The organism is Streptomyces sp. NPDC047079, assembly GCF_040643755.1.
Taxonomy (GTDB): domain Bacteria; phylum Actinomycetota; class Actinomycetes; order Streptomycetales; family Streptomycetaceae; genus Streptomyces.
Genome location: NZ_JBEYUZ010000011.1, coordinates 75,331 through 99,540, shown reverse-complemented (window position 1 = coordinate 99,540; position 24,210 = coordinate 75,331). Strand labels below are relative to the sequence as shown.

The following is a 24,210-nucleotide window of genomic DNA, read 5'->3' as shown; positions in this document are numbered from 1 at the left end:
CTGCTCCTGGGACCGGATGAGGACGGACGTACGAGTGTCGAGGTCCGAGCGTATAGCCCGACCCCGACAGACGGTTTCGGGTTGTGCGGAACCGTAGTCGTACCGGGTCCGAGCAGCGGGCGGGGGCCTCGCGACGGCGGCGACGCGGCGGCCTGGGCTTCTGGTGCCGTCAGTCCGGTGCCACCGTGCCGTCCGTCAGTCCGTCGTACAGGCCGCGGACGAATTGCTCGCCGAGGCGGCCGGCGAGGCGCAGGGCGTCCTCGAACCCGGCGAGCGCCCGGAAGCGCTCACCGTAGTGGCGTTGCTGCTCCAGCGGGAGCCGGGGCAGCTGGAGACGGCGTACGTCGAGCCGGGTCGCGGTGGAGGCATAGCTGCTGGCCTGGCGGTTGTTGGCGGTGCCGCGCAGGAAGCCGGCGAGGAACCAGGGGTCGAGCGCCGCCGGGTCCGGGCGCAGCAACGTCAGATTGCGTCCGAGCGCGGCTCCCGCGGTCGCCGCGTCGATCACGCGCGCGACCGCGCCGCCACCGAGGACGGGCACGACCACATCGCCCTCCGCGACGAGGACCGGTTCCTCCCCGGCTCCGGGCAGGGTTCCGGAGGGTGCGGTGCCGGCGAGCACGTCGTGGTCGGTGAGCACGCGCGCGTGGGGGCCGTTTCCCCCGGTGCGCATCACCAGGGCGCCGCCCCGGGCGAGTTCACCGACGGTCGTCAGGGGCCAGCGGGTCCGGTCGGCGGTGTCGTGCGCGCGCGGGTTGAGGTCGACGGTGAGCCGGAGGGTCTCGTCGAGACGTGCGCGCAGGGCCGTGAGCTCCTGGGGGCCGCCGCCGGCAGCGGGCGGCGGGAGATGGCGGGCGGGGGCCAGGTCGACGTCGTCGTCGAGGAGTTCGATGACCGGTACGGACCGGCTCACCCCCGGCACCTCCGGCGCGGTTCCGGTCCGCGCGAACAGGCGCCAGGCCCCGAGAACGGCGTCGCGCACGGCCGCCCAGTCCGGGCCGCCGCGGTCCTCGGGGACGGACGCGCCGGCGTCCGTGAGCAGCAACTCGGGCTGCGCGGGCGCCTTCTCGGGGCGCCGCAGCACCCACAGGTGCAGTGGGATGTTGTACGGGGGCGCCGCGCCCACCGGCAGGGCGATCACGGCGCGCAGGGCGCCTCGGCGCAGCAGATCGGCGCGGATGCGGCGGCCCGAGCGCCGGGAGGCGGCGGCGGGTGGCATCAGCAGCACGGCGGTGCCGCCGTCCCTCAGGCGGGCCAGCGCATGCTGCACCCAGGCCAGTTCGGACTCCGTTCGAGCCGGGAAGCCGTACTCCCAGCGGGGATCGTAGGCGAGTTCGTCGTGGCCCCAGTTGCGCTCGTTGAACGGCGGATGGCACAGCACGGCGTCCGCCCTGAGGGTGTCGAACGCGTCGGACATGAGACTGTCGCCCGCGGCCATGCGGACGACGCCCTTCGTCTGCAGCGCGAGGCGCAGGCCGGTGAGCGCGGCGAGCCCGGGGTCGCTGTCCTGGCCGTGCAGCTCCTGGCCGGTCGCGGGGGCGACGGCACGCAGCAGGGCGCCGGTGCCGCAGGCCGGATCGAGGACGCTGCGGGCGGGCCCCGCGAGGTCGGCCATCAGCGCGGCCAGGTCGGCCGGGGTGAGCGTGTACTGCCGGGGGTTGGCGTCGAGGTGTCGGCCGAGCAGGAACTCGTACGCCTGCTGGGGGCCCAGTTCCTCGGCGAGGTCGGCGGCGCCGCGCAGCAGCGGGGCCGACGGGAGCAGCTCCGTCGGCGTCGGGAAGGGCACGGCGGTCCCCCGGAGCATGCCGAGGCGGGGGGTGAGCACCTGCTCCAGGGCTGTGGGCAGCAGCTCGGCCAGGCGGGCGTCGGAGCCTGCGCTAGCCTCCTGCCAGAGCGTGGGGCGGTCGTGGACGAGCACCAGGGCGCAGCCCGCGTGGACGAGGGCCGTGACGGGTCCCTCCGGGTGGCCGGCGACCTGCTGCCACACGCGCTCCCGCAGGGGCACCTCGGCGAGCTTGCCCTGCCGACGCAGCCAGTCCTCGACCTCGGTGAGCGCGAAGGAGGGGCTGGTCTCCGTGCCCCCTACCGGCTTGGGGAAGTCGGCGTGGCGCCGGCGCCAGTTGCTGACGGCGGCACGGCCGACCCCCGCGAGCCGGGCGATTCCGGCGGCGGTCACCTCTGTCCCGTTGTCCTGCACCCGCCCGGCTCCCCTCTACCCTGTCGGTCTGTGGCGTCGAGCATACCGAGATACGCAAGATCCACCCCTTCACACCCGTGTATCGAACCATTCACTAAATCCTGGTTGACTCGGTTCACAGGCTCTGCTGTGATGGATCCCGAGCGAGCGACTTCGCCGTAAGGGCGAGCGCCTCGACCAGGGGAGGGAACAGCCGTGGCCATGAAGGGCAGGCTCGCGCTCGGGGCCGTCGTCGGTCTCGTCGTCATCGGCACGGTGTCGGCCAACGCGGACAGAGCGGACAGAGGGGCGGCACGGGAACACCACGGCGGGATCCCGTCCGTGTCCGCCGGGCAGCACCCGGGAGCCACGTCCGGCCGTACGGGCGGGGACGGCAGCGCCCCGCGGACGCCCCAGGCGAGAGCGACCCCCTGACCGCCCTCCTCCTCACCGCGCGTCACCTCACCGCAGTCACCGCACGTCACCTCGCAGCAGTCACTTCACCGCAGGTCACCTCACCTCAAGGAACTCTCATGCGTCGCACCGCACTTGCCGCTCTCTGCCTCGCCGCCGTGGCCACCGCGGGACTCACCGGCTGCCTGCCCGGCCAGAACTCGGCGGACGACAAGCCCAAGGGGCCGTTCGCCGGACTCACCGGCGGCGAGATCGCCGACCGGTCCATGAAGGCCACCACCGGCGCCACCTCGCTGCGTATGAAGGGGGACATCCCCGACGACCAGAGCAACGGCACCATCCGGATCGACATGGCCCTGAACAAGAAGGGTGAGTGCGCCGGAACCCTGGGCGTGGGCGGGCAGGGCAAGGCCGACCTGATCAAGACCGGCGACACCGTCTACATGAAGTACGACGAGGCGTTCCTGCGTGCGCAGGGCAAGGGCGATCCCAAGGCGGACACCGACGCGGTCGTGTCCATGATGGCCGGCAAGTGGACCAAGATGTCGGCGAAGGGTCAGGACGCCAAGGACGTCGCGGGCTTCTGCGACCTGGACTCGGTGCTGGGCGGAGCCGAGGCGGGGAACTCCGCCGCGAAGCGGGGGGCGACGACCACGGTCGACGGCACCCCGGCCATCATCCTGCACGAGAAGGACGGCAAGGACCGTTACACGCTCTACGTCGCCACGCAGGGCAAGCCGTACCTCCTGAAGGTCATCAGCAGCTCCGAGAAGGACCCGGGCACGATCACCTTCACCGACTACGAGAAGCGGGTCCCGGCCGACGCGCCCAAGGGCAAGGTCCTGGACCTGGACAAGCTGGGCGGATGACCCGCATCGGCGACGGGCCCTTGGGCGAGCGGGTCAACCGCCGCACTGCTCCAGCATCATCCGCTTGTCGGACGCCGTCACGGGAAGCTCGTACTTCAGTGACACCTGGGCGAAACGCACCGCGTAGGAGCAGCGGATCCGCTTGTTCGGGGGCAGCCAGGTCGCCGGACCGGAATCGCCCTTGGCCCCGTTGGTCGGTCCGTCCACCGGGATCAGGTTGAGCGGGTCGTTGGCGATGTCCTCCCGCTTGCCCTTCGTCCAGTGGGAGGCGCCCATCTGCCAGTCGTAGGACAGCGGCATGACATGGTCGATCTGAACGGTGGCGGCACGGGACTTCGCCCACACGATCGTCTTCGTGGTGTACGGGTCGTGCAGCGTCATGGAGACCACGACACAGTCCGAACCGGACCGGAACCGGACCTTCTCCCCATCACGCTTGAGGAGATCGTTCCGCGAGTCGCACCCGTTGTGGGCGAACGGGATGCCGCCGGGCGCCGAGTCCATCCATGCGTACCCGAACTCGTCCCGGTCATAGCCCGTCTTCGGGCCACGTCCCTTGGTCGTCACCTTCCCGATCAGCCCCCGCGCCTTCGCCCGGTCGGCCTCCGAGGTGATGGCCGCAAGTCCGGGTTTCGTGCCGTCCGGGTTGTCGAGCGGACTGACGGCACGGCCGTCACCGGCGGTCGCCGCCGAAGAGCCGGAAGGCGAGCCGTCCCCGGGCACATCGACACCCTGGCAGCCGGTCACGGTGACGACGACCAGGGCGGCGGCGACGACCCCACCCCTCACATGCAGCACGCGAAGCCCTCCCCTTGCCCACACCGCTCGTCCGGTCCGCCCGCACGGCGCGAACCGACCGGTCTCACGGTAGCCGCCGGAACGTCATGCTCCTACAACTGCCCCGTGAGCAACGGATGCACGCCGGGGGTGGCCGGTGGTGAGCCGGAACTGATCCCCGCGCCCTACGACCCCAGGATCGACGTCAGGAACTCGCCGACCCAGCCCAGCAGTTCCCGCCCGACCAGCGGCTTCCCGCCCACCTTCGCGGTCTTGGGGCGGGGCACCAGGACCTGGTGCAGCGCCGGCTTGATGACGGTCCCCGGGTACAGGCGCTTGAGCCGCAGTTCCTGGGACTCCCTCAGCTCCACCGGCGCGAACCGGATGTTGTTGCCCTGCAGGACGACCTCGCCGACGCCGCACGCACGGGCGAGCATGCGCAGGCCCGCCACCAGGAGGAGGTTCTCGACCGGCTCCGGGAGCTTGCCGTAGCGGTCGACCAGTTCCTCGCGCACGGACTTGATGTCCTCCTCCGAGTTCACGGAGGCGATCGCGCGGTAGGCCTGGAGACGCAGCCGCTCGCCGGGCGCGTAGTCGTGCGGGACGTGCGCGTCGACCGGCAGCTCGATCTTGACCTCGAGCGGCGGCTCCTCCTCCACGCCGCCCTCCAGGGACGCGCGGTAGTCCGCGACCGCCTCGCCGACCATCCTCACGTACAGGTCGAAGCCGACGCCCGCGATATGGCCCGACTGCTCGCCGCCGAGCAGATTGCCCGCGCCGCGGATCTCCAGGTCCTTCATCGCCACGTACATGCCCGCGCCCATCTCCGTGTGCTGGGCGATGGTCGCCAGGCGCTCGTGGGCCGTCTCCGTCAGCGGCTTCTCCGGCGGGTACAGGAAGTAGGCGTAGCCCCGCTCGCGGCTGCGGCCGACACGGCCGCGGAGCTGGTGCAGCTGCGAGAGGCCGAAGTTGTCGCCGCGCTCCACGATCAGTGTGTTGGCGTTGGAGATGTCGATGCCCGACTCGACGATCGTGGTGGAGACCAGGACGTCGTACCTCTTCTCCCAGAAGTCCACGACCACCTGCTCCAGTGCCTGCTCCGACATCTGGCCGTGGGCCGTGGCGATGCGCGCCTCCGGCACGACCTCGCGCAGCCGCGCCGCGGCCCGGTCGATCGACTCCACCCGGTTGTGGATGTAGAAGACCTGGCCCTCGCGCAGCAGCTCGCGGCGGATGGCCGCGCCGATCTGCTTCTCCTCGTACGGCCCGACGAACGTGAGCACCGGGTGGCGCTCCTCCGGCGGGGTGGTGATCGTGGACATCTCACGGATGCCCGTCACCGCCATCTCCAGGGTCCTGGGGATGGGGGTCGCGGACATGGTCAGCACGTCGACGTTCGCGCGCAGCTTCTTCAGCTGCTCCTTGTGCTCGACGCCGAAGCGCTGCTCCTCGTCGACGACGACGAGGCCCAGGTCCTTGAACTTCGTCTCCGACGAGAACAGCCGGTGCGTACCGATCACGACGTCCACCGAGCCCTCGCGCAGGCCCTCCAGGACGGCCTTCGCCTCCGTGTCCGTCTGGAAACGGGACAGCGCCTTCACCTTGACCGGGAACTGGGAGTACCGCTCGGAGAACGTGCCGAAGTGCTGCTGCACCAGCAGCGTCGTGGGCACGAGGACCGCGACCTGCTTGCCGTCCTGCACCGCCTTGAAGGCGGCCCGCACCGCGATCTCCGTCTTGCCGTAGCCCACGTCGCCGCAGATCAGGCGGTCCATCGGGACCGACTTCTCCATGTCCTCCTTGACCTCGGCGATCGTGGTCAGCTGGTCGGGCGTCTCCACGTACGGGAACGCGTCCTCCAGCTCCCGCTGCCACGGCGTGTCCTGGCCGAAGGCATGGCCGGGCGCCGCCATCCGCGCGCTGTACAGCTTGATCAGGTCCGCGGCGATCTCCTTGACCGCCTTCTTCGCGCGTGCCTTCGTCTTCGTCCAGTCGGCGCCGCCCAGGCGGTGCAGGGTCGGGGCCTCGCCGCCCACGTACTTGGTGATCTGCTCCAGCTGGTCGGTCGGGATGTACAGCCGGTCACCGGGCTGGCCGCGCTTGGCCGGCGCGTACTCCACCACCAGGTACTCGCGGGTCGCGCCCTGGACCGTGCGCTGCACCATCTCGATGTAGCGGCCCACGCCGTGCTGCTCGTGGACGATGTAGTCGCCGGACTCCAGGGTCAGCGGGTCGATCGTCTTGCGGCGGCGGGCCGGCATCCGGGCGCCGTCGCGTCCGGCGGTCCTCTGGCCGGTGAGATCGGTCTCCGTGAGGACGGAGAGCTTGAGGGCCGGGTCCACGAAGCCGTACTCGATCGAGCCGCACGCCACGTGCACCACCGACGGGGACAGTTCCTCCAGGTCGGCGTCCAGGCGGGCCGCGATGCCCTCGTTGCCCAGCACCTCCACCGTGCGGGACGCCGGGCCGTGGCCCTCCGTCACGAACACCGTGCGCCAGCCGTCGGCGAGCCAGCCCTTGGTGTCGGCGAGCGCCTTCGCGGTGTCACCGCGGTAGGTCTCCGGGGCGTGCATGCCCAGCTTGAGGGTGTCCCCGTCCAGGGCGTCCAGGTCGTCGTCGGCGCCCGCCGCGAACGGCGACACCGACCACCACATCATGCCCAGCTCACGGGCCCGCTCGCGGACGTCCGCGATGGACCACAGGGAGGCCGCGCCGACGTCGATCGGCGCCTCCCCTCCGCCCGCCGTGGCCGCCCAGGACGCCTGGAGGAACTCCTGGCTGGTCGCCACCAGGTCCGCCGCCCGCGTCCGCACCCGCTCCGGGTCGCACACGACGGCCATGGCGCCTTGGGGCAGCACGTCCAGCAGCAGCTCCATGTCGTCGACCAGGACGGGGGCGAGGGACTCCATGCCCTCCACGGCGATGCCCTCGGCGATCTTGCCGAGCAGCTCGCCCAGCTCGGGGTGCTGTTCCGCGAGTGCGGCGGCCCGCCCGCGCACCTCTTCCGTGAGCAGCAGCTCACGGCAGGGAGGTGCCCACAGGCCGTGCTCGGCGACTTCCAGGGAGCGCTGGTCGGCGACCTTGAAGTAACGGATCTCCTCGACGTCGTCGCCCCAGAACTCGATGCGCAGGGGGTGTTCCTCGGTGGGCGGGAACACGTCCAGGATGCCGCCGCGCACGGCGAACTCGCCGCGCTTCTCGACCAGCTCCACCCGGGAGTACGCGGCCGCCGCCAGGGCGTCCACGACCTCGTTCAGATCGGCCTGCTGCCCGGTGCGCAGGGCGACGGGCTCCAGGTCACCCAGGCCTTTGACCTGGGGCTGAAGCACGGAGCGGACGGGTGCGACGACGACGGAGACCGGGCCGGTCTCCGGGTCGTCCTGGCTCGGGTGGGCGAGGCGTCTGAGGACGGCGAGACGCCGGCCCACGGTGTCGCTGCGCGGGCTGAGCCGCTCATGCGGGAGGGTCTCCCAGGACGGGTACTCCACGACGCGGTCCGGCGGAAGCAGGGAGCGCAGCGCGGCGGCGAGGTCCTCGGCCTCGCGGCCCGTCGCGGTGACGGCGAGGACGGGCCTGCCCGCGTCCCGGGCGAGCGCGGCCACGGCGAAGGGCCGCGCCGCCGGGGGGCCGACCAGGTCGACGGGCATCCGGTTGCCGTCGGTGGCGGCGGTGACCGCTTCCGCGAGTGCGGCGTCCTTGACGACGGCGTCGAGAAGAGCGTGCAGACTCATGAGGGGGTATCCCGTCCCGGGTGGGCAACACGAACACCCGGCCACGAGGATTTCGGGGGCCGGGGGTGTCCAGAGTACGACGCCCGGTTCGCCGACGCCGGGGGCTGTGGACAACCCCTGCCCGGAGTCGCGGGCCGAGTGAGGAGGCGGTCCCCCGCAAGCACCCGGAGTCGGGGGCTGTGTGAGCCGCGCTCCGGCCGGAAGGCAGAGCGGAGGCGGGGGCCGGTGAGCCCCGCTCCGGCCGGAAGGCAGAGCGGAGGCGGGGGCCGGTGAACCCCGCTCCGGCCGAAGGGCAGAGCGGAGGCGGGGGCCGGTGAACCCCGCTCCGGCCGGAAGGCAGAGCGGAGCCCGGTGCCGTAGAGCCGCTGCTCCCCGGCACCGGGCCGCCCCCGTGCCCCCGTCGCGCGGGCTACTCCGTGGCGATCGCGTTCAGTACGTTCATCCGGCCCGCCCGGAACGCCGGGACCAGGGCGGCGAGCAGGCCCACGAACGCCGATCCGACGAACACCGCGATGATCGTGGACCACGGGATCTCCAGGACCTTGAGGCCCTGAAGGGCCAGGAGCTTCTGGGCCGTCGCGCCCCAGACCATGCCCAGACCCAGACCCAGCAGGGCGCCGAAGAGGGCGATCACCACCGACTCCAAGCGGATCATCCGGCGCAGCTGGCGGCGAGAGAGGCCGATCGCGCGCATCAGGCCTATCTCCCGTGTGCGCTCCACCACCGACAGCGCCAGCGTGTTCACCACACCCAGCACCGCCACGATGATCGCGAGGGCCAGCAGGCCGTAGATCATGTTCAGCAGCTGGCCGATCTGGTCCTTCAGTGCCTGCTTGTAGTCCGTCTGGTCACGGACCGTGTACTGCGGATAGTCGTGCAGCGCCGACTTCAGCGACTTGTACGCGGCGGCCTGCCTCCCGTCCTCGGCGGAGGCGAAGACCAGTACGTCGAGCGGCATCCTGTCGGCCGGCACATACGTCGCCGCCGTCGCGATCGACACATACATCGCGCCCTTGTCGATCACCACGTCGTCGCTCGTGATCGCGCGGACCGTCAGCCGGGCCGTCCTGCCGTCCTGGAAGCGGACCGCGATCTTCGAGCCGAGCCGGACACCGTGCTTCTTGGCGAAGTCCGCGAAGACGGACATCGAGTCGGGTCGGTAGGCGTCCGCCAGGTTGCCCTCGACGGTCTCGGTGCGCAGGTCCTGCGCGTACGTCGGGTCGGCGGCGTTGACGGTCTCCTTCGTGGTGGTGCGGCCGTCGGGCGTGGTCAGCGAGACGTCCAGCATCTTGTACTCGGTGACCCGCTTCAGGCCCGGAGTCGACTTCACCGCCCGCACCGCCTGTGGAGTGATCAGCTGGCCGCTGTCGGACTGCACGATGAAATCGGTGCCGACCGTCTTGTCGAGCTGGTCCGTCGCCGAGGCCACCATCGAGGAGCCGACCACGGACAGGCAGGCGACCAGCGCCAGACCGATCATCAGCGCGGCGCCCGTCGCGCCGGTGCGGCGCGGGTTGCGCAGGGCGTTGCGCTCGGCCATGCGTCCGACCGGACCGAAGATCCGCAGAAGGACCGCGCTGAGCGCCCGGACCACCCCGCCCGCGAGCAGCGGGCCCACGACGACGAAGCCGATGAGCGAGAGGACCACACCGAGGCCGAGCCACAGCGAACCGCGCTTGGCCTGGTCGTCCGCGGCGGCCAGATACAGGGCACAGCCGCCGGCGCCGGTGAGGACCACTCCGAACACCGCCCGCACTCGGCCGGCCCTCGCGTCGACGGGAGCCCCCGCGTCGCGCAGCGCGGCCATCGGGGAGACCTTCCCGGCACGCCGGGCGGGGAGGTACGCGGCCAGGACCGTGACCACGACGCCCAGCACGAGGCCGACCACCGGAGTCGTCCAGGCGACCGTCAGGTCGTCGGTCGACAGATGCATGCCCATGGACCCCATGAGCTTCATCAGACCGACCGCGATGCCGACGCCCGCGCCGACGCCGAGCACCGAGCCGAACACCCCGAGCAGGAGCGCCTCGACCAGTACCGAGCGGTTGACCTGCCGGCGCGAGGAGCCGATGGCCCGCATCAGGCCGATCTCGCGGGTGCGCTGGGCGACCAGCATGGAGAAGGTGTTGATGATCAGGAAGATGCCGACGAGGAAGGCGATCCCGGCGAAGCCGAGCATCGCGTACTTCATCACGTTCAGGAAGCTTCCGATGCTCTTCTGGTTGGCGTCCGCGATCTCCTTGGCGGTCTGCACCTTGTAGCCGCCGCCGAGTCGGGCCGCCACGTCCCGCTTCAGCTGCGCGTCGCTGACGCCGGAGGCGGCGGTGAGATTGACGTTCGTGTAGACGCCCGTCTTGCCGACCAGGGTCTGCTGTGCGGTGCTCGTGTCCAGGTAGAAGATCGCGGCGCCGGGGTTGGTGACCGTGAACGCGGCGATGCCCGAGATCTTCGCGCTGTGCGTGCCGACCGCGCTGATCACGCCGATCTCGTCGCCGAGCCGGAGGTGGTGCTTTTCGGCGGTGTCCGCGTCGACCATGACCTGGCCGGAGCCGTGCGGTGCCGCACCGGAGGTGATCTTCATGGTGCGGGCGTCGTTGCCGTTCCAGCTGCCGACGATGGTCGGCGCGCCGCTCTTCGGGGACAGGTTCCGCTTGCCGGCGTCGACGACGGTCACCGAGGTGGAGAACACCGTGCCCTCCGCCGACTTCACGCCCTCGATCCGGCGCACCTCGCCGAGCACGGAGGCGGGCATGGTGGGCGGCCTGCCGTTGCCGGAGCGGGTCTCGCCGGTGTCCGAGGCGCCCTTCGCGCTGACGGTGACGTCGGACGCGGTCGCCGTGAAGAGCTTGTCGAACGTGGTGTTCATCGTGTCGGTGAACACGAGCGTGCCGCACACGAACGCCACCGACAGCAGGACCGCGACGGCCGACAGGGCCATGCGTCCCTTGTGCGCGAAGAAGTTGCGCATCGACGTCTTCAGCACCGTCATGACGTGCGCCCCCGGGCGTCGAAGTCCTTCATGCGGTCCAGGACCTGGTCCGCGGTGGGCTGGTGCATCTCGTCGACGATCCGGCCGTCGGCGAGATACAGCACCCGGTCCGCGTAGGACGCGGCGACCGGGTCGTGGGTGACCATGACGATGGTCTGGCCCAGCTCGTCCACCGAGCGCCGCAGGAAGCCGAGCACCTCCGCGCCGGCCCGCGAGTCGAGGTTCCCGGTGGGCTCGTCGCCGAAGATGATCTCGGGGCGGGCGGCCAGTGCCCGGGCCACGGCGACGCGCTGCTGCTGGCCGCCGGAGAGCTGCGCGGGCCGGTGCTTGACTCGGCCCGCCAGGCCGACGGTCTCCACGACCCGCTCCAGCCAGGCGCGGTCGGGCCTGCGGCCTGCTATGTCCATGGGCAGCGTGATGTTCTCTATCGCGTTCAGCGTCGGCAGCAGATTGAACGCCTGGAAGATGAAGCCGATCCGGTCCCGGCGCAGCTGGGTGAGCTTCTTGTCCTTCAGGCCGGTGATCTCGGTCTCGTCGATGAAGATCTGACCGCTCGTCACGGTGTCGAGGCCTGCGAGGCAGTGCATCAGCGTGGACTTGCCGGACCCGGAGGGGCCCATGATGGCGGTGAACTGGCCGCGGGCGATGTCCACGTCGACGTGGTCGAGCGCGACGACCCGGGTCTCCCCGGCCCCGTACGCCTTGACGACCTGTCGCGCTCGCGCGGCAACGGCCGTGCGCCCTCCGGTGCCCCCGTGCCTGGGAATGGTCACGGCCGATGTCATGACAAATCTCCTCTTGAGCTTATGAATGGATCTGCGCGGTGCCGCGCGGAATGACATGAGACGAGACACGCGCAACCGCGCCCCGTGAGTGAATGACTGGCTACGTCGACGAGTCTCGCTGCGGAGGCGTCCGGTCCGCGCTGGTGCCCGGCCCCCTCTTCCCCTGGGGAAAACCCCACCCCTTCCGCTGCGGCCGACACGACCCCCGTGCGTCCCGGCCGCTCCCCAGCGGCGTAAACCCAGGTTAAGGACGCCCCGCCGCCCACTCGTCCTCCGTCGGGACGAACCGTCCCCGAGCCCTTGTACGGAGGTACCCCTAGGTGCCGTCCACCGACGGGTGGACCCTTTCCGGGGGCCGGCTCCACCCTCCGGCGGACCGAGCTTCCGCCCTCCCGTCGCGTCAAGGTCAAGTGGGAAGCTTGCGTGCGGCGGACAACAGGCACGGGGAGGGAAACCTGTGGACCGTACGAAACCCGCGATACGCGACACAGCGCGGCACACCGGAACCGAGCGGCGCGGGGCCGTGGTCGCCGCGCTGATGCTGGCGATGGCGCTCGCCGCGCTCGACTCGACGATCGTGTCGACCGCCGTACCGCAGATCGTCGGCGACCTCGGCGGCTTCTCCGTCTTCTCCTGGCTGTTCTCCGGGTATCTGCTGGCCGTGACGGTGACGCTGCCCGTCTACGGCAAGCTCTCCGACACCTTCGGCCGCAAGCCGGTCCTGATCGCGGGCGCCTCGGTCTTCCTGCTCGGCTCGCTGTTGTGCGGCCTCGCCTGGAACATGGGGGCTCTGATCGCCTTCCGCATCGTGCAGGGCCTGGGCGGCGGCGCGCTCCAGGGCACGGTCCAGACGCTCGCCGCCGATCTGTACCCGCTCGAGGAACGCCCGAAGATCCAGGCCAAGCTGTCCACGGTGTGGGCGGTGTCCGCGATCGCGGGCCCGGCACTCGGCGGGATCCTCGCCGCGTACGCGGACTGGCGTTGGATCTTCCTCGTCAACCTGCCGATCGGGGCGCTCGCGCTGTGGCTGATCGTCCGCCATCTGCACGAAGCGCAGCGCGCGGCGCGCACCCGGCCCCGTGTCGACTGGGCGGGCGCGCTCGCGGTGTTCGCCTGCGGAGGTGTGCTGCTGACGGCGCTGGTGCAGGGCGGGGTGGCCTGGCCCTGGCTGTCGGCGCCCTCACTCGCGCTCTTCGGCACGGGGCTCGCGCTGATCGCGGTGGTGGTGGCGGTCGAGCGCCGTGCGGCGGAACCCGTCATCCCCGGGTGGGTGTGGCGGCGCCGTACGATCGCCGCGGTCAATCTGGCCCTCGGCGCGCTGGGGTTGCTGATGGTGGCACCGACGGTCTTCCTGCCGACGTACGCACAGGCGGTACTCGGCCTCGCCCCGGTCACGGCCGGATTCGTGCTGTCCGTCTGGACGGTGAGCTGGCCGTTGTCCGCGGCGCTGAGCCAGCACGTGTACCGGCGCATCGGCTTCCGCGACACGGCGATGCTCGGCATCGGCGCGGCGGCGCTGCTCCTGCTGGCCTTCCCCTTCCTGCCGTATCCGGGCGAGGCATGGCAACCGGCCCTGCTGATGCTGTTGCTGGGCGGTGCGCTCGGTCTGTTCCAGCTTCCGCTGATCGTCGGCGTCCAGTCGACGGTGGGCTGGGCGGAACGCGGCACGACGACCGCCTCGGTCCTGTTCTGCCGTCAGACCGGCCAGACCGTGGGGGCGTCGGTGTTCGGCGCGGTGGCCAACGGCGTGCTGTCCGCACGCCTGGGCGGCGTGGGCGACCTGGATTCGATCACGCGGGGCCTCGGCACCGGCGCTACGACCGAGACGACACGCCGCGCGATCGCGGCCGCGGTGCACACGGTGTACCTGGGCGCCTCGTGCGCGGCCGCGCTGGCCTTCGCGGTCCTGCTGTGCGTGGCACCGCGCCGCTTTCCGGTGCTGAAGAACACCGGGGACTGAAGAACACCAGAAGCATCCGGGGAAGGGAACCCCAGGGACGAGATCCCCGCGGGCGCACCCGAGTGCAACCCCTGTTCACGCTGATTCCCGTTCACCACCACCGGCATGGTCCCCATCCCGCTGGGCCTCGCCTACCGCTGGCCGGGCACGGTCGCCTCCGGCCGCCGCCAGGCCGCCGAGCAGCGCCGGCAGTACGAGGCGGTGGAGGGCTGGATCCTGGCGGGGGCGGTCCGCCGAAACGGCCGACCGGAAAGGACGGCTCCCGCCGGGTCCTCGTGGGCCCTACTCCGCGGCAGCCCGGCCGGTCAGCATGGCGAGGCTGTTGCGCACATGGTCCATCTGCGCCTGTACGCAGTCCCATGTCTCGCCGTGCTCCCGCAGCACCCGTTCCGTCTCCCGCGCGATACGGTCCTCCCGCAGCCGCGCCTCGGCGAGCAGCTCCGCGGCGCGCGCCTGGGCGTCCCGCTGCACTCTCCGGGACGACTCCCCGGCCTCGGCGAGCGCTCGTTCCGCCTCCGCCAGGGCGGCCTCCGCCTGCGCCACCCGCTGCGCCTCCCACGCCTGAAGCTCCGCGAGCCGTTCGGCCTCCGCGCGCTCCTCGCCCGCCCACTGTTCGCCGTGTTCCCGCTCCTGCTCGACGAGCAGGGACTCGGTGCGCTGCCGCACCTCCCGCAGCGCGGCGAGCGCCTCCGCACGCCCCTCCTTGACCTCGCGCCGCGCCGCGACCCGTACGTCGTCGGCCTTGGCCCGGGCCGCCAGCAGCCGGGTACGGATCCGCTCCTCGGCCTCACCGCGCACCTCGTCGGCGTACGCCTGCGCGGCCTCCCGTACCCGCCGCCCCTCCTCCTCCGCCTCCGCGACAAGGCGCGCCGCGTCCCGCCGGGCGCCCTCCCGTACAGCCTGGGCCTCCTCCTGCGCCAGGCCGAACACCCGCCGGGCCCCGTCGCCGAGCGCCTCATAGGTCTGCGGGGGCAGCTGCGCCACCGTCTCGCACAGCCGCGCCAGTTGGGCCTCCATGTCCCTGGCCAGCACGGTCAGCCGGGCGGCCCGCTCCCACGCGGCGTCACGCTCCCGCGAGAGGGCCGCGGTATACGCGTCGGCCTGGTCGGGACGGTAGCCGCGCCGCACGGACACAAAGCCGTGCGGCGACCCCGATGCGCTGCTCATCGTGGAACCCCTCTCCACCTGACCCACACGAAGCGACGATTCGCGCACATCCTTATGGATCAGACGGAAGCGTTCATAACACGACACTCCGTGCATAAGCAATGGACAAGGATGGGTCAGGAGGTGCTCGCGCGGTAGCGCGCGCGGTCGCACCGCAGGCCCCACACGCCGTCGCGCACCACAGCGCGCACAGGAACGCAACAGCCAAAAGGGCCGGGCCCGGTCGCACGAAGGAGTACGACGACCGGTCCCGGCCCTTGACGAGGCGTCAGCGGTGGTTTGTCACAGCAGACCGTCCCACATCTGCTCGAGCAGCACCGACCACCAGCTGTCCGGCGAAGCCAGCGCCGGCGGATCGAGGGAGGCCAGCTGGGCCTGGAAGTCGACGGTCCAGCGACCCGCCTGCTCCTGGTTGAGCCCGTACCTCAGCCGCCACATCCGGCCGAGCAGCGCCAGACAGCGCACGAACTCGGGCAGCCCCGTGTTCACGTACTGCGGCGGTACGGAAGCACCGCCCGGCCCGGCCTCCACCGGCACCGCGACGATGTTCGCCGTGCCGTACTGCACACAGATCGCCTTGCCGAAGTCGCTGCCGAGGACGAGGTACGAGCCCGCGTCCGAAGCCGGCTGCAACCCGCGCTCCTGCGCCAGTTCGGCCAGCGTCGGCACCGGACGGCCCGGCTGGGCCTGCGCCCAGAAGAACGGGCCCATGTCGAGCGGCAGTCCTGCCGCCACCAGGAGGTGCGCCACGATCGGCGGCACGCCCTGCCGGGAGACCGCCGCCTGTTCGAACCGGAAGACCCCCGGTCCGAAAGCCGCGGCCAGCTCCTGCGCGATGCCCTCCGGCGGGATCGGCGGCGCGGGCTGCACGGGCGGCAACGGCGCACGCACCGGACCCGGGCGGGCCGGGCCGTCCGCGACCTGGTGCAACTCGCCCTGGTGCACGAGCAGTTGCCGCATGCCCTGCTGACGCGAGGCATGGTCGGTGCCGTACGGGGCGATACTGGCGATCCGGGCCTGCGGCCAGTTCTCCCGGATCATGCGCGCGCAGTAGGCACCCGGCAGCTCGCACGACTCCAACTCCGTGTGCAGCTCCAGCACCTGGTCCGGCGGGACGTTCATGGCGCGCAGCTCGTGGAAGATCTGCCACTCCGGATGCGGGGTGCCCGGCGCGGAACGCCGGATCAGCTGCTGCTCGGAACCGTCCTGCGCGCGGTAGCGCAGCACGGCCTGATAGCCGGCGCCGACCGTAGGCGTGTTGCCCGGATAACCGTACGACGGCTGCTGCCCGGGCACCGACTGCGGAGCCCCCGGCGGCACACCCGGGACCACCAGGGGCGGGGGCGCACCCGGACCCCCCACAGGAGGTCCGGCCGGCACGGTCTCCGCGTGGTGCACGGCACCGGGGACGGCGGGAGCACCCGGCACACCGGGAGAGTTGGGCGCGCCCGGGACCACGGGAGCCGCGGGAGCACCCGGGCCACCCGCAGCGTCGGGCACGCCCGGAGCGCCCGAGCGCACGCCCGGACCGACGGGCGGACCTGCCAGCATCGTGGCCGCGTGGTCCTCACCGGTCGGCGTACCGGCCGACGGAGCCGGGGCGCCCGTCGGATGCGGCGCACCACCAGCGCGCGCGGCCCGCGGCGGCGGCGCCTTGCCGGTCGCCGCGTCGGCGATGTCCTCGGCGTTCGGCGCAAGCCCCCGCCCGGGCGCGGACGAACCGACCGGGGCCTGCGGCACACCCGGCGCCGAAACCCCCGGCACACCCGGAGCCTGCGGCCCACCAGCCGGAGGCGGCCCCGGAGGCGGAGGCGGCCCCTGCGGTACACCCGGCGCCGTAGCCACACCAGAAGCCACAGGCACACCCGGAGCCTGCGGCCCACCAGCCGGAGGCGGCCCCGGAGGCGGAGGCGGCCCCTGCGGCACATCCGGCGCCGCAGGCACACCGGGAACTCCCGGCACACCCGGAGCCTGCGGCCCACCAGCCGGAGGCGGCCCCGGAGGCGGAGGCGGCCCCTGCGGCACATCCGGCGCGGTAGCCACACCAGAAGCCATAGGCACACCCGGCCCGCTCTGACCACCGAGGCCACCTGAGCCGCCGGACCCACCCGACCCACCTCGAGGCGCATCACGCAGCGCGGTCTGCGCGTCCGACGCGGACGCGGGCGGCGGCGAACCGTCGTCGGCGTCGCTCAGCGACGGCGCGAACACGGTCGCCGGAAGCGGCACCGAACCGTCCTCGCCCACCCCGGCGTTGGTGTCCGTCCCCGTCCACGGCGTCGCCCCCTCGGGCACGCCGGGCGCCGCGTCGCGCACCTCGTCACCGCCCCCGGCCGCGGGCCACGCCGTCGCAGGCGCCGCACCCCCGCCCCCCGAGGACCCGGAAGAGGCGGCCTGAGACGAACCCCCACCCGCCGACGCCCCCGAGGCCGCACCGGACGGCACCCCGCCGCCCCGCGTCTGCCCCGGAACCCCCGCCCGGTCCGCCGCCTCCTGGAGCCACTCCGGCGGAGTCAACAGGAAGGACGTCTGATTCAGATCGGCCCGGGCAGCGGGCGCCGGCACCTGCTGCGCCGCCGCATCCCCCGTCCCGTACTCCTCCTCGTAACGGCGGATCACCTCACCCACCGGCAGGCCCGGCCACAGCGTCGCCTCACCGCTGTCACGGGCGATGACGAGCCGCTGCGCGCCCCCGTCCGACCGCGGCCCCTCGGCCCTGTCCTCCGCCCACACCACGAACCCGAGCCCGAACTCCCGTACCCGCACCTCACGATGCTGGTACGACGGAACGTCCCCGTTGATCCACTCTTCCGCGCGCTCCTGCGCCTGCGCGAACGTCACCATCGCCCGTACTCACTCCCCTGCCCCGGACGCCGGCGACACCGGCACCGCACGCGCGAACCCGCCGTCCACCATCAGATTCGCCACGGCCTCCAACTCCGGCGGACTGCCCGCGAGCCGGGACAGGAACCGGTCGAAGTCGTCACCGCACGGCAGCAGCAGCCGCTCCACCCGCTCGGCCGGCGTCCACGACGCATCCACGTCACGCGCATCGTCGTAGGCGCAGAACCAGACCGAACCGATCCGGTCGCCCTTCACCTTCACGGCCAGCAGACCGCCCTGCACGAAACCGACGCCCAGGTAGTCCTTCGTCAGATGGTCCCTCAGGCACTTGTTCACATACACCAGGTCGTTGACCGCCGCCTCGTCGCGCACCGTGAAGAACGGCTGGTCGACCAGCAGCCCCAACTCGGCGTCCAGCGCCGCCCCCACCGGCGCACACCCACCCGCCGCCTTCAAAAACGACCGGTACGCACCCGGCAGCCGGTAGCCGAGATCCTCTTCCACACCCTGGACCTGCTGCTCCGTCACCGCCACCGACGACTTCGGCAGCCCGAAGTGCGCCGGACGCGTCTCCTGCAACGGCCGCGTCCCCCGCTTACCCTGGTCGACGGCCGCCGTCGCGATCCCACCGTGGTGCCGCAGCAACGCCTTCACCTCGACCGGCACCAGCTCCAGCCGCCGGGACCCGCGAACGTGATGCCACGTCCAGCCATGCGGCGTCGCCACCGCCTGAACCGTGTCCCACAACTCGTGCCCGGACGCCGCCAGCGCCGCGTTCGCCGACACATAGTCCGTCAGCCGCAACTCGTCCACACCGAAACCCTCCGGCGGCTCCGCGATCTCCGCCGCCGCCCGGGCGTACGGCGAGAAGTCCGGGTAGCCGTACTCGTCCACCCGCACCCCCCTCGGATGGCGAGCGGCCCGGACCGGATCCGGAAAGTGCACGACCTGGCCCGCGTAGGCCGCGTTGGGCGGCGCGGCGCGTCCCCCGGCCTGGCGGCCGGGAGGTACCCCCAGCCCGAGCCGACCTGTCGTCATGGCGGTTGCCCCCTGCGGCATTCTGTCTGGCCTCTACGGCGGTGTCGTTGGCGGACGTCGACAGCCTATGCGGTACCTCGACACCGGTCACCGGGCCACCGAATCCACCCCCGCCGGTACCGTGACCAGCGGTCACCCGGACGTGACCGTACGCCGAAGCCCTGGCGTGTCGCGGTGCCCCAGCTTCCGCACCGGCCACGGCATTTGGCAGTCTGTGTCCCGCCCGGGGGATGCAAGGGAGGGGAAGACGAACCATGAACGCGACACAAACAGACACGTCGGGCGACCCGCGCATCGGCTGGAGCACCACCGAGACCGGCCCCACCCCCACCCTCCGCCACCGCCGCGACGGCATACTCCCCACCGTCGCCGCCGCCCTCTCCGTCCGCGGCGCCACCCTCACCGGCACCGCCGCACGCGGCGACCAGCCACCCGCCCTGCACCCGCTCGTCCAGGACTTCCTCGACAGCCTCACCAGCGGCCAGCGCGACCGCTTCACCGGGCGGTGCGCCGAAGCGATCCTCATCTCCCGCCACATCACCGCCGCCGACGCCACCCGCAGCAAACGCGCCGCCCGCAAACCGATGACCAACGGCGAGGCCCGCAAAGCCCTCAAGCAGGCCAAACTCACCGCCCGCCGCATCCGTGAGGACGGCGACCCACTGCACGGCAGCTTCGCCGAGCCCTGCCGCGCCTGCACCGCACTCAGCAACCACTTCGGCGTACGCATCGTCGACCCCACTGCGCAGGACTGACACTCCCCGCCCCAAACCACCGCACACCGCACGACGGCGCACGCAGCCCGTCCACGGCACTCGACGAACGAAGGGCAGATGCACGCCGACCGCTCCTCCTCCCCCAAGCTCTCGACTCCGCTCGAGCAGGGGGGAACCCCCTCACGCTTCCCCGCACCCGTGGACGCGGCCCTGCGCGCCGCCGGCTGGCAACCGGGCCGCTGGAACATAAAACAGGCGGAACTCTGGGCCGACACCCTGCGCGGCCACACCTCACCGGCGGGCCACCGGCACGCGGTGTTCCCCGCCGCCGTCGAGGCGTGGGCGGAATTCGGGGACCTACGCATCACCGCACAGGGCCCCGGCCGCCAGCTCGCCCCCGCCACCCTCCACCTGGACCCCCTGCACGGCCTCCACATGGCCCGCACCCTCGGCGACCTCGGCCGCGCCCTCGACACCGACGTCTGCCCCCTCGGCGAGGAATCCGACAGCCGCACCCTGCTCGCCATCGACACCGAAGGCCGCGTCTACGCCCTCGACCACACCGGCGACTGGTACCTCGGCCCCGACATCGACCACGGCCTCACCACCCTGCTGACGGGCCTCGAACCGGTACGCCTCACCGCCGGATGACAGCACAAGCCGCGCGCCGTACGGCCGGCCGTACGACGCCCCGCTACGCCGCCACCGCCGGAATCACCGCCGACACCCGGAACCCGCCCGCATCCGTCGGCCCCGACACGAACACCCCGCCCAGCGCGCTGACCCGCTCCTTCATCCCCACCAGGCCATTGCCCCCACTGGGCAGCCGCGCGGCCTGAGCCGACCCCGGCTCCGGCGGCGGCTCGTTCTCCACCTGCATCGCGATCTCCGCCGCACGATGCGCGAGCCGCACATGCGTCTTCGCGCCCGCCGCATGCTTGTGCACGTTGGTCAGCGCCTCCTGCACCACCCGGTACGCGGTCTGCTCGACCTCCCGCGCGTACGACCGCACCTCGCCCTCGACCGACAGGTTCACGACCATCCCGGCCGCGGCCGACTGCCCGATCAACTCCTCCAGCTCCGCCAGACACGGACCCTCGGAGGACTCCTCGACGAGCCGCGACGCCACCGCGGCCGCCGCCCCCACCGCCGCCAAGGGCATCGCGGGTCGGTCAGGCCGCCCCACGGCCCCCTCCCCCGTCCGCAGCACCCCGAGCATCTCCCGCAACTCGGTCAGCGCCTGCCGCCCCATGTCCCCGACCAGCGCCGCGTTCTTCACCGCCTTCTCGGGATCCTTCCGCGCCACCGCCTGGAGCGCGGCGGCGTGCACGACCATGAGGCTCACCCGGTGCGCCACGACGTCGTGCATCTCCCGGGCGATCCGGGTCCGCTCCTCGTTCCTCGCCCACTCGGCCCGCTCCTCCGCCCGCTCCGCGAGCAGCATCAGCTCCCGCTCCAGCGAGTCGGCCCGCTCCCGCAGACTCTCCATCAGCCGCCGCCGGGCGCCGATGTAGAGCCCGAGCAGTACCGGCGGCGCCGTCATGCCCAGCGCCGTGGTGACGGACAGGAAGGGAATGAACCCCCCGGCGATCGACAGATCCCCCCGCACCAGACCCTGATGGGCCCGCACGTACGTCACGACGAACATCCCGACGAACGACATGCCCGCGAGGGCGGCGGTGATCCGCCGGGGCAGCTCCGAGGCGGCCAGGGTGTACAGCCCGACCACACCCATCAGAAACCCCATCTGGGCGGGCGTGATCGCGATGGACACCAGCACGACGGCGATCGGCCACCGGCGCCGAAGCAGCAGGGTGACACCGGCGAACAACCCGAACACCGTCCCCACGGGGACGGGCAGGCCGGCGTCCCGCGAGAACTGGATCCCCTCGACCGCGCACTCCAAGGCGGACAGCGCGGCGAGTGAGATGTCGAGCACGGCACTGCGCCACCGCACCCACCACCAGGGGCCTTCCCCGGCCCCGGCGTGGACTTCCCCCGTCGTGGTCATGGCTCCAGCCTACGGGCGCGGGGCGGGGGTTTTCCGGTGAGTTTCCACTGCCGCGTCACACCACACTCCGTAATCGAACAGAAGCGAAACCGTCCGGAATCCCTCGAACTGCTGAATCGCACACCGTTCGACCCCGGAAGCCGGGATTCCACCCGAGGTTATGCCTATGGCACGAGCAGAGGGCAGGTACGCGGACGTCGAGGCGCTACGGGAGCGGGCGATGTCGCTGCGACGAGCCGGCCACAGCCTTCGGCAGATCCGCGACGAACTGAAGATCTTCAACAACGACCTCCTCAGCCGGCTGGTGCGGGGCGAGCCCCCACCGGCCTGGACGAAGCGCCCGAACGCCAAGGACGACCTGCGCGAGAGGGCGAGGGAGCTGCGACTCCAGGGCTGGACGTACGACCGCATCGAGGCGGAGCTCGGATGCTCCAGGAGTTCGGTCTCACTGTGGGTACGGGACCTGCCGAGGCCCGAACCTCGCCATACCCCGGAGGAACAGCAGGCCCTGATGCGCGAGGGGCTGGCGAGGCGCCGCGCCGCAGAGCACGACGACCGCAGGAAAGCCAAGTTCGCAGCGTATGGCGAGATCGCAGAGCTGACGGACCGCGAACTCTTCATGGCGGGAGTCGCGCTGTACTGGGCCGAAGGCGCGAAGAGCAAGCCGTACGACCGACGCGAGCGGGCCATCTTCGTCAACAGCGACCCGGGAGTGATCCAGACCTACCTCGCGTGGCTCGACCTGCTCGAGGTGGACCGGAAGCGCCTGGGCTTCCGAGTACTCATCCACGAATCCGCCGATGTCGAGGCGGCGCATCGTCACTGGGCCGCTGTCGCCGACGTCGACGTGTCGGACTTCGCGAAACCGACGCTCAAGAAGCACAACCCGAAGACGGTCCGCAAGAACACCGGCGACGACTACCACGGCTGCCTGGCCATCTCTGTAGCCAAGAGCGCCCATCTGTACAACCGCATCGAGGGCTGGTGGGAGGGAATCGTGGCCCAAGCGCAGGCACGTCTCCGGTAAGGTCTGAAGCGCTGTCCCCCGTGGTGTAACTGGCAGCACACTGGTTTTTGGTACCAGCAGGACAAGGTTCGAATCCTTGCGGGGGAGCCACAGCACACAAGACCCAGGTTCGGGCCCTGACAGCACCGTCAGGGCCCGCTCTCATGTCACCCCAGGAACACCCCGGTATCCTGCGGATGTCCACCCCACCCCATGAAGCCGAAGGGCATCCCGTGAGCGCCATCCGCCCGGCCGCCGTCGTCGTTCTCGCAGCGGGTGAGGGCACCCGTATGAAGTCGGCCACACCCAAGGTCCTGCACGACATCTGCGGCCGTTCCCTCGTCGGGCATGTGCTCGCCGCCGCACGCGAGTTGAATCCCGAGAACCTCGTCGTCGTCGTGGGCCACGCCCGGGAGCAGGTCGGCGCCCATCTCGCCGAGATCGACGCGGGCGCCCGCACGGCCGTCCAGGCGGAGCAGAACGGCACCGGCCACGCCGTGCGTATGGCTCTGGAGGAGCTGGGCGGGTCCGTCGACGGGACCGTGGTCGTCGTGTGCGGCGACACCCCGCTGCTCACCGGCGAAACGCTCCGCCGCCTGGCCGGCGCGCACGAGGAGGACGGCAACGCGGTCACGGTGCTGACCGCGGAGGTCCCCGACGCCACCGGCTACGGCCGTATCGTCCGGGACGACACGGGTGCTGTCACCGCCATCGTCGAGCACAAGGACGCCTCCGACGCCCAGCGCGCGATCCGTGAGATCAACTCCGGGGTCTTCGCCTTCGACGGGCAGCTCCTCGCCGAGGCCCTGAAGAAGGTCAGGACCGACAACAGCCAGGGTGAGGAGTACCTGACGGATGTGCTCGGGATCCTGCGGTCGGCCGGGCACCGGGTCGGCGCGTCCGTCGCGGGCGACCACCGGGAGATCGCCGGTATCAACAACCGGGTGCAGCTGGCCGAGGCTCGCCGGATTCTCAACGACCGGCTGCTGACCGAGGCGATGCTGTCGGGGGTCACGATCGTCGACCCGGCGACCACGTGGGTCGATGTGACGGTCACCTTCGAGCAGGACGCGGTGGTGCAGCCGGGGACGCAGCTGACCGGGGCGACGCACCTCGGCGAGGGTGCCGAGGTGGGACCGAACTCGCGGCTGAAGGACACCCGGGTGGGTGCGGGGGCGCGGGTGGACAACACGGTCTCCGACGGTGCGGTCGTGGGGCCGCAGGCGTCGGTGGGCCCGTACGCGTATCTGCGGCCCGGTACGCGTCTTGGTGTGAGGTCCAAGGTCGGTACGTATGTGGAGACCAAGAACGCCTCGATCGGCGAGGGCACGAAGGTGCCGCATCTGTCGTATGTGGGGGACGCGACGATCGGTGAGTACACGAACATCGGTGCGGCGAGCGTCTTCGTGAACTATGACGGAAAGGACAAACACCACACCACGGTGGGGTCCCACTGCCGTACCGGTTCGGACAACATGTTTGTGGCTCCTGTCACGGTCGGGGACGGTGCGTACACCGCCGCGGGGTCCGTGATCACGAAGGATGTGCCGCCCGGTTCGCTGGCCGTGGCCCGTGGCCAGCAGCGGAATATCGAGGGTTGGGTGGCTCGTAAGCGTCCGGGGAGCGCGGCCGCGAAGGCTGCCGAGGCGGCTTCCCGGGAGCCGGATGGAGAAGACTGAGCGGAAACAGGTGCGTCTGACACGGCGTACCGTGATAAGTGCATACCCGCA

Annotated in this window: 16 protein-coding genes and 1 tRNA gene; 8 read left to right on the top strand and 9 right to left on the bottom strand. The window is 71.6% G+C overall.

Annotated elements, in window-relative coordinates; all coding sequences use genetic code 11:
* Window positions 1–169 precede the first annotated feature (169 nt).
* Window positions 170–2,194: an N-6 DNA methylase gene (locus tag ABZ823_RS17015; protein WP_361660104.1), complete on the bottom strand. Its 2,025-nt coding sequence runs from the start codon at window positions 2,192–2,194 to the stop codon at window positions 170–172.
* A gap of 201 nt (window positions 2,195–2,395) precedes the next feature.
* On the opposite strand from ABZ823_RS17015, the gene ABZ823_RS17010 reads away from it, so the two are divergent.
* Together ABZ823_RS17010 and ABZ823_RS17005 are read left to right on the top strand one after the other, a co-directional pair.
* A complete protein-coding gene (locus ABZ823_RS17010; RefSeq protein ID WP_361660101.1) occupies window positions 2,396–2,608 on the top strand; it encodes a hypothetical protein in 213 nt (70 codons plus the stop codon).
* A gap of 98 nt (window positions 2,609–2,706) precedes the next feature.
* Window positions 2,707–3,456, top strand: coding sequence for a hypothetical protein (locus tag ABZ823_RS17005; RefSeq protein ID WP_361660098.1), 750 nt, complete (start codon window positions 2,707–2,709; stop codon window positions 3,454–3,456).
* Window positions 3,457–3,489: 33 nt separating this feature from the next.
* Here the strand turns inward: ABZ823_RS17005 and ABZ823_RS17000 are convergent, their stop codons facing one another.
* The 4 genes from ABZ823_RS17000 to ABZ823_RS16985 form a co-directional block, all read right to left on the bottom strand.
* Entirely contained in the window at window positions 3,490–4,254 is a 765-nt protein-coding gene (locus tag ABZ823_RS17000; RefSeq protein WP_361660096.1) for an HNH endonuclease family protein, read from the bottom strand.
* Window positions 4,255–4,418: 164 nt separating this feature from the next.
* Window positions 4,419–7,964, bottom strand: coding sequence for a transcription-repair coupling factor (gene mfd / locus ABZ823_RS16995; RefSeq protein ID WP_361660093.1), 3,546 nt, complete (start codon window positions 7,962–7,964; stop codon window positions 4,419–4,421).
* Window positions 7,965–8,373: 409 nt separating this feature from the next.
* Entirely contained in the window at window positions 8,374–10,953 is a 2,580-nt protein-coding gene (locus ABZ823_RS16990) for an FtsX-like permease family protein (protein WP_361660090.1), read from the bottom strand.
* Window positions 10,950–11,738, bottom strand: a complete 789-nt coding sequence (locus ABZ823_RS16985; RefSeq protein ID WP_361660087.1) for an ABC transporter ATP-binding protein — start codon at window positions 11,736–11,738, stop codon at window positions 10,950–10,952. Before ABZ823_RS16985 ends, ABZ823_RS16990 begins: the two co-directional genes overlap by 4 nt.
* A 457-nt stretch (window positions 11,739–12,195) precedes the next feature.
* On the opposite strand from ABZ823_RS16985, the gene ABZ823_RS16980 reads away from it, so the two are divergent.
* Complete coding sequence (locus ABZ823_RS16980) at window positions 12,196–13,698, top strand: MFS transporter (protein ID WP_361660084.1); 1,503 nt, start codon at window positions 12,196–12,198, stop codon at window positions 13,696–13,698.
* Window positions 13,699–13,980: 282 nt separating this feature from the next.
* On the opposite strand, the gene ABZ823_RS16975 is transcribed toward ABZ823_RS16980, so the two are convergent.
* The 3 genes from ABZ823_RS16975 to ABZ823_RS16965 form a co-directional block, all read right to left on the bottom strand.
* On the bottom strand, window positions 13,981–14,865 hold the full coding sequence (locus ABZ823_RS16975; protein WP_361660082.1) for a cellulose-binding protein: 885 nt from the start codon (window positions 14,863–14,865) through the stop codon (window positions 13,981–13,983).
* 282 nt (window positions 14,866–15,147) lie between these two features.
* Window positions 15,148–17,709 (bottom strand): SUKH-4 family immunity protein, encoded by a 2,562-nt coding sequence (locus ABZ823_RS16970; RefSeq protein ID WP_361660079.1) that lies wholly within the window; start codon window positions 17,707–17,709, stop codon window positions 15,148–15,150.
* Between the two features lie 9 nt (window positions 17,710–17,718).
* The gene (locus ABZ823_RS16965) at window positions 17,719–18,747 is read right to left on the bottom strand and encodes an SMI1/KNR4 family protein (RefSeq protein ID WP_361660076.1); all 1,029 of its coding nucleotides are present in this window, start codon (window positions 18,745–18,747) and stop codon (window positions 17,719–17,721) included.
* A 254-nt stretch (window positions 18,748–19,001) separates the two neighbouring features.
* On the opposite strand from ABZ823_RS16965, the gene ABZ823_RS16960 reads away from it, so the two are divergent.
* Both ABZ823_RS16960 and ABZ823_RS16955 read left to right on the top strand, forming a co-directional pair.
* Complete coding sequence (locus tag ABZ823_RS16960; protein WP_361660074.1) at window positions 19,002–19,502, top strand: YwqJ-related putative deaminase; 501 nt, start codon at window positions 19,002–19,004, stop codon at window positions 19,500–19,502.
* 78 nt (window positions 19,503–19,580) lie between these two features.
* A complete protein-coding gene (locus ABZ823_RS16955) occupies window positions 19,581–20,114 on the top strand; it encodes an SUKH-3 domain-containing protein (protein WP_361660071.1) in 534 nt (177 codons plus the stop codon).
* Between the two features lie 43 nt (window positions 20,115–20,157).
* Here the strand turns inward: ABZ823_RS16955 and ABZ823_RS16950 are convergent, their stop codons facing one another.
* The gene (locus tag ABZ823_RS16950) at window positions 20,158–21,474 is read right to left on the bottom strand and encodes a histidine kinase (RefSeq protein WP_361660068.1); all 1,317 of its coding nucleotides are present in this window, start codon (window positions 21,472–21,474) and stop codon (window positions 20,158–20,160) included.
* Between the two features lie 166 nt (window positions 21,475–21,640).
* Here ABZ823_RS16950 and ABZ823_RS16945 point away from each other — a divergent pair, with 166 nt between their 5' ends.
* From ABZ823_RS16945 to glmU, 3 genes are all read left to right on the top strand, one after another.
* Window positions 21,641–22,501 (top strand): hypothetical protein, encoded by an 861-nt coding sequence (locus ABZ823_RS16945; RefSeq protein ID WP_361660066.1) that lies wholly within the window; start codon window positions 21,641–21,643, stop codon window positions 22,499–22,501.
* 14 nt (window positions 22,502–22,515) lie between these two features.
* Window positions 22,516–22,591, top strand: a tRNA-Gln gene (locus tag ABZ823_RS16940).
* A gap of 122 nt (window positions 22,592–22,713) precedes the next feature.
* Window positions 22,714–24,159, top strand: a complete 1,446-nt coding sequence (gene glmU, locus ABZ823_RS16935; protein ID WP_361660063.1) for a bifunctional UDP-N-acetylglucosamine diphosphorylase/glucosamine-1-phosphate N-acetyltransferase GlmU — start codon at window positions 22,714–22,716, stop codon at window positions 24,157–24,159.
* Window positions 24,160–24,210 lie beyond the last annotated feature (51 nt).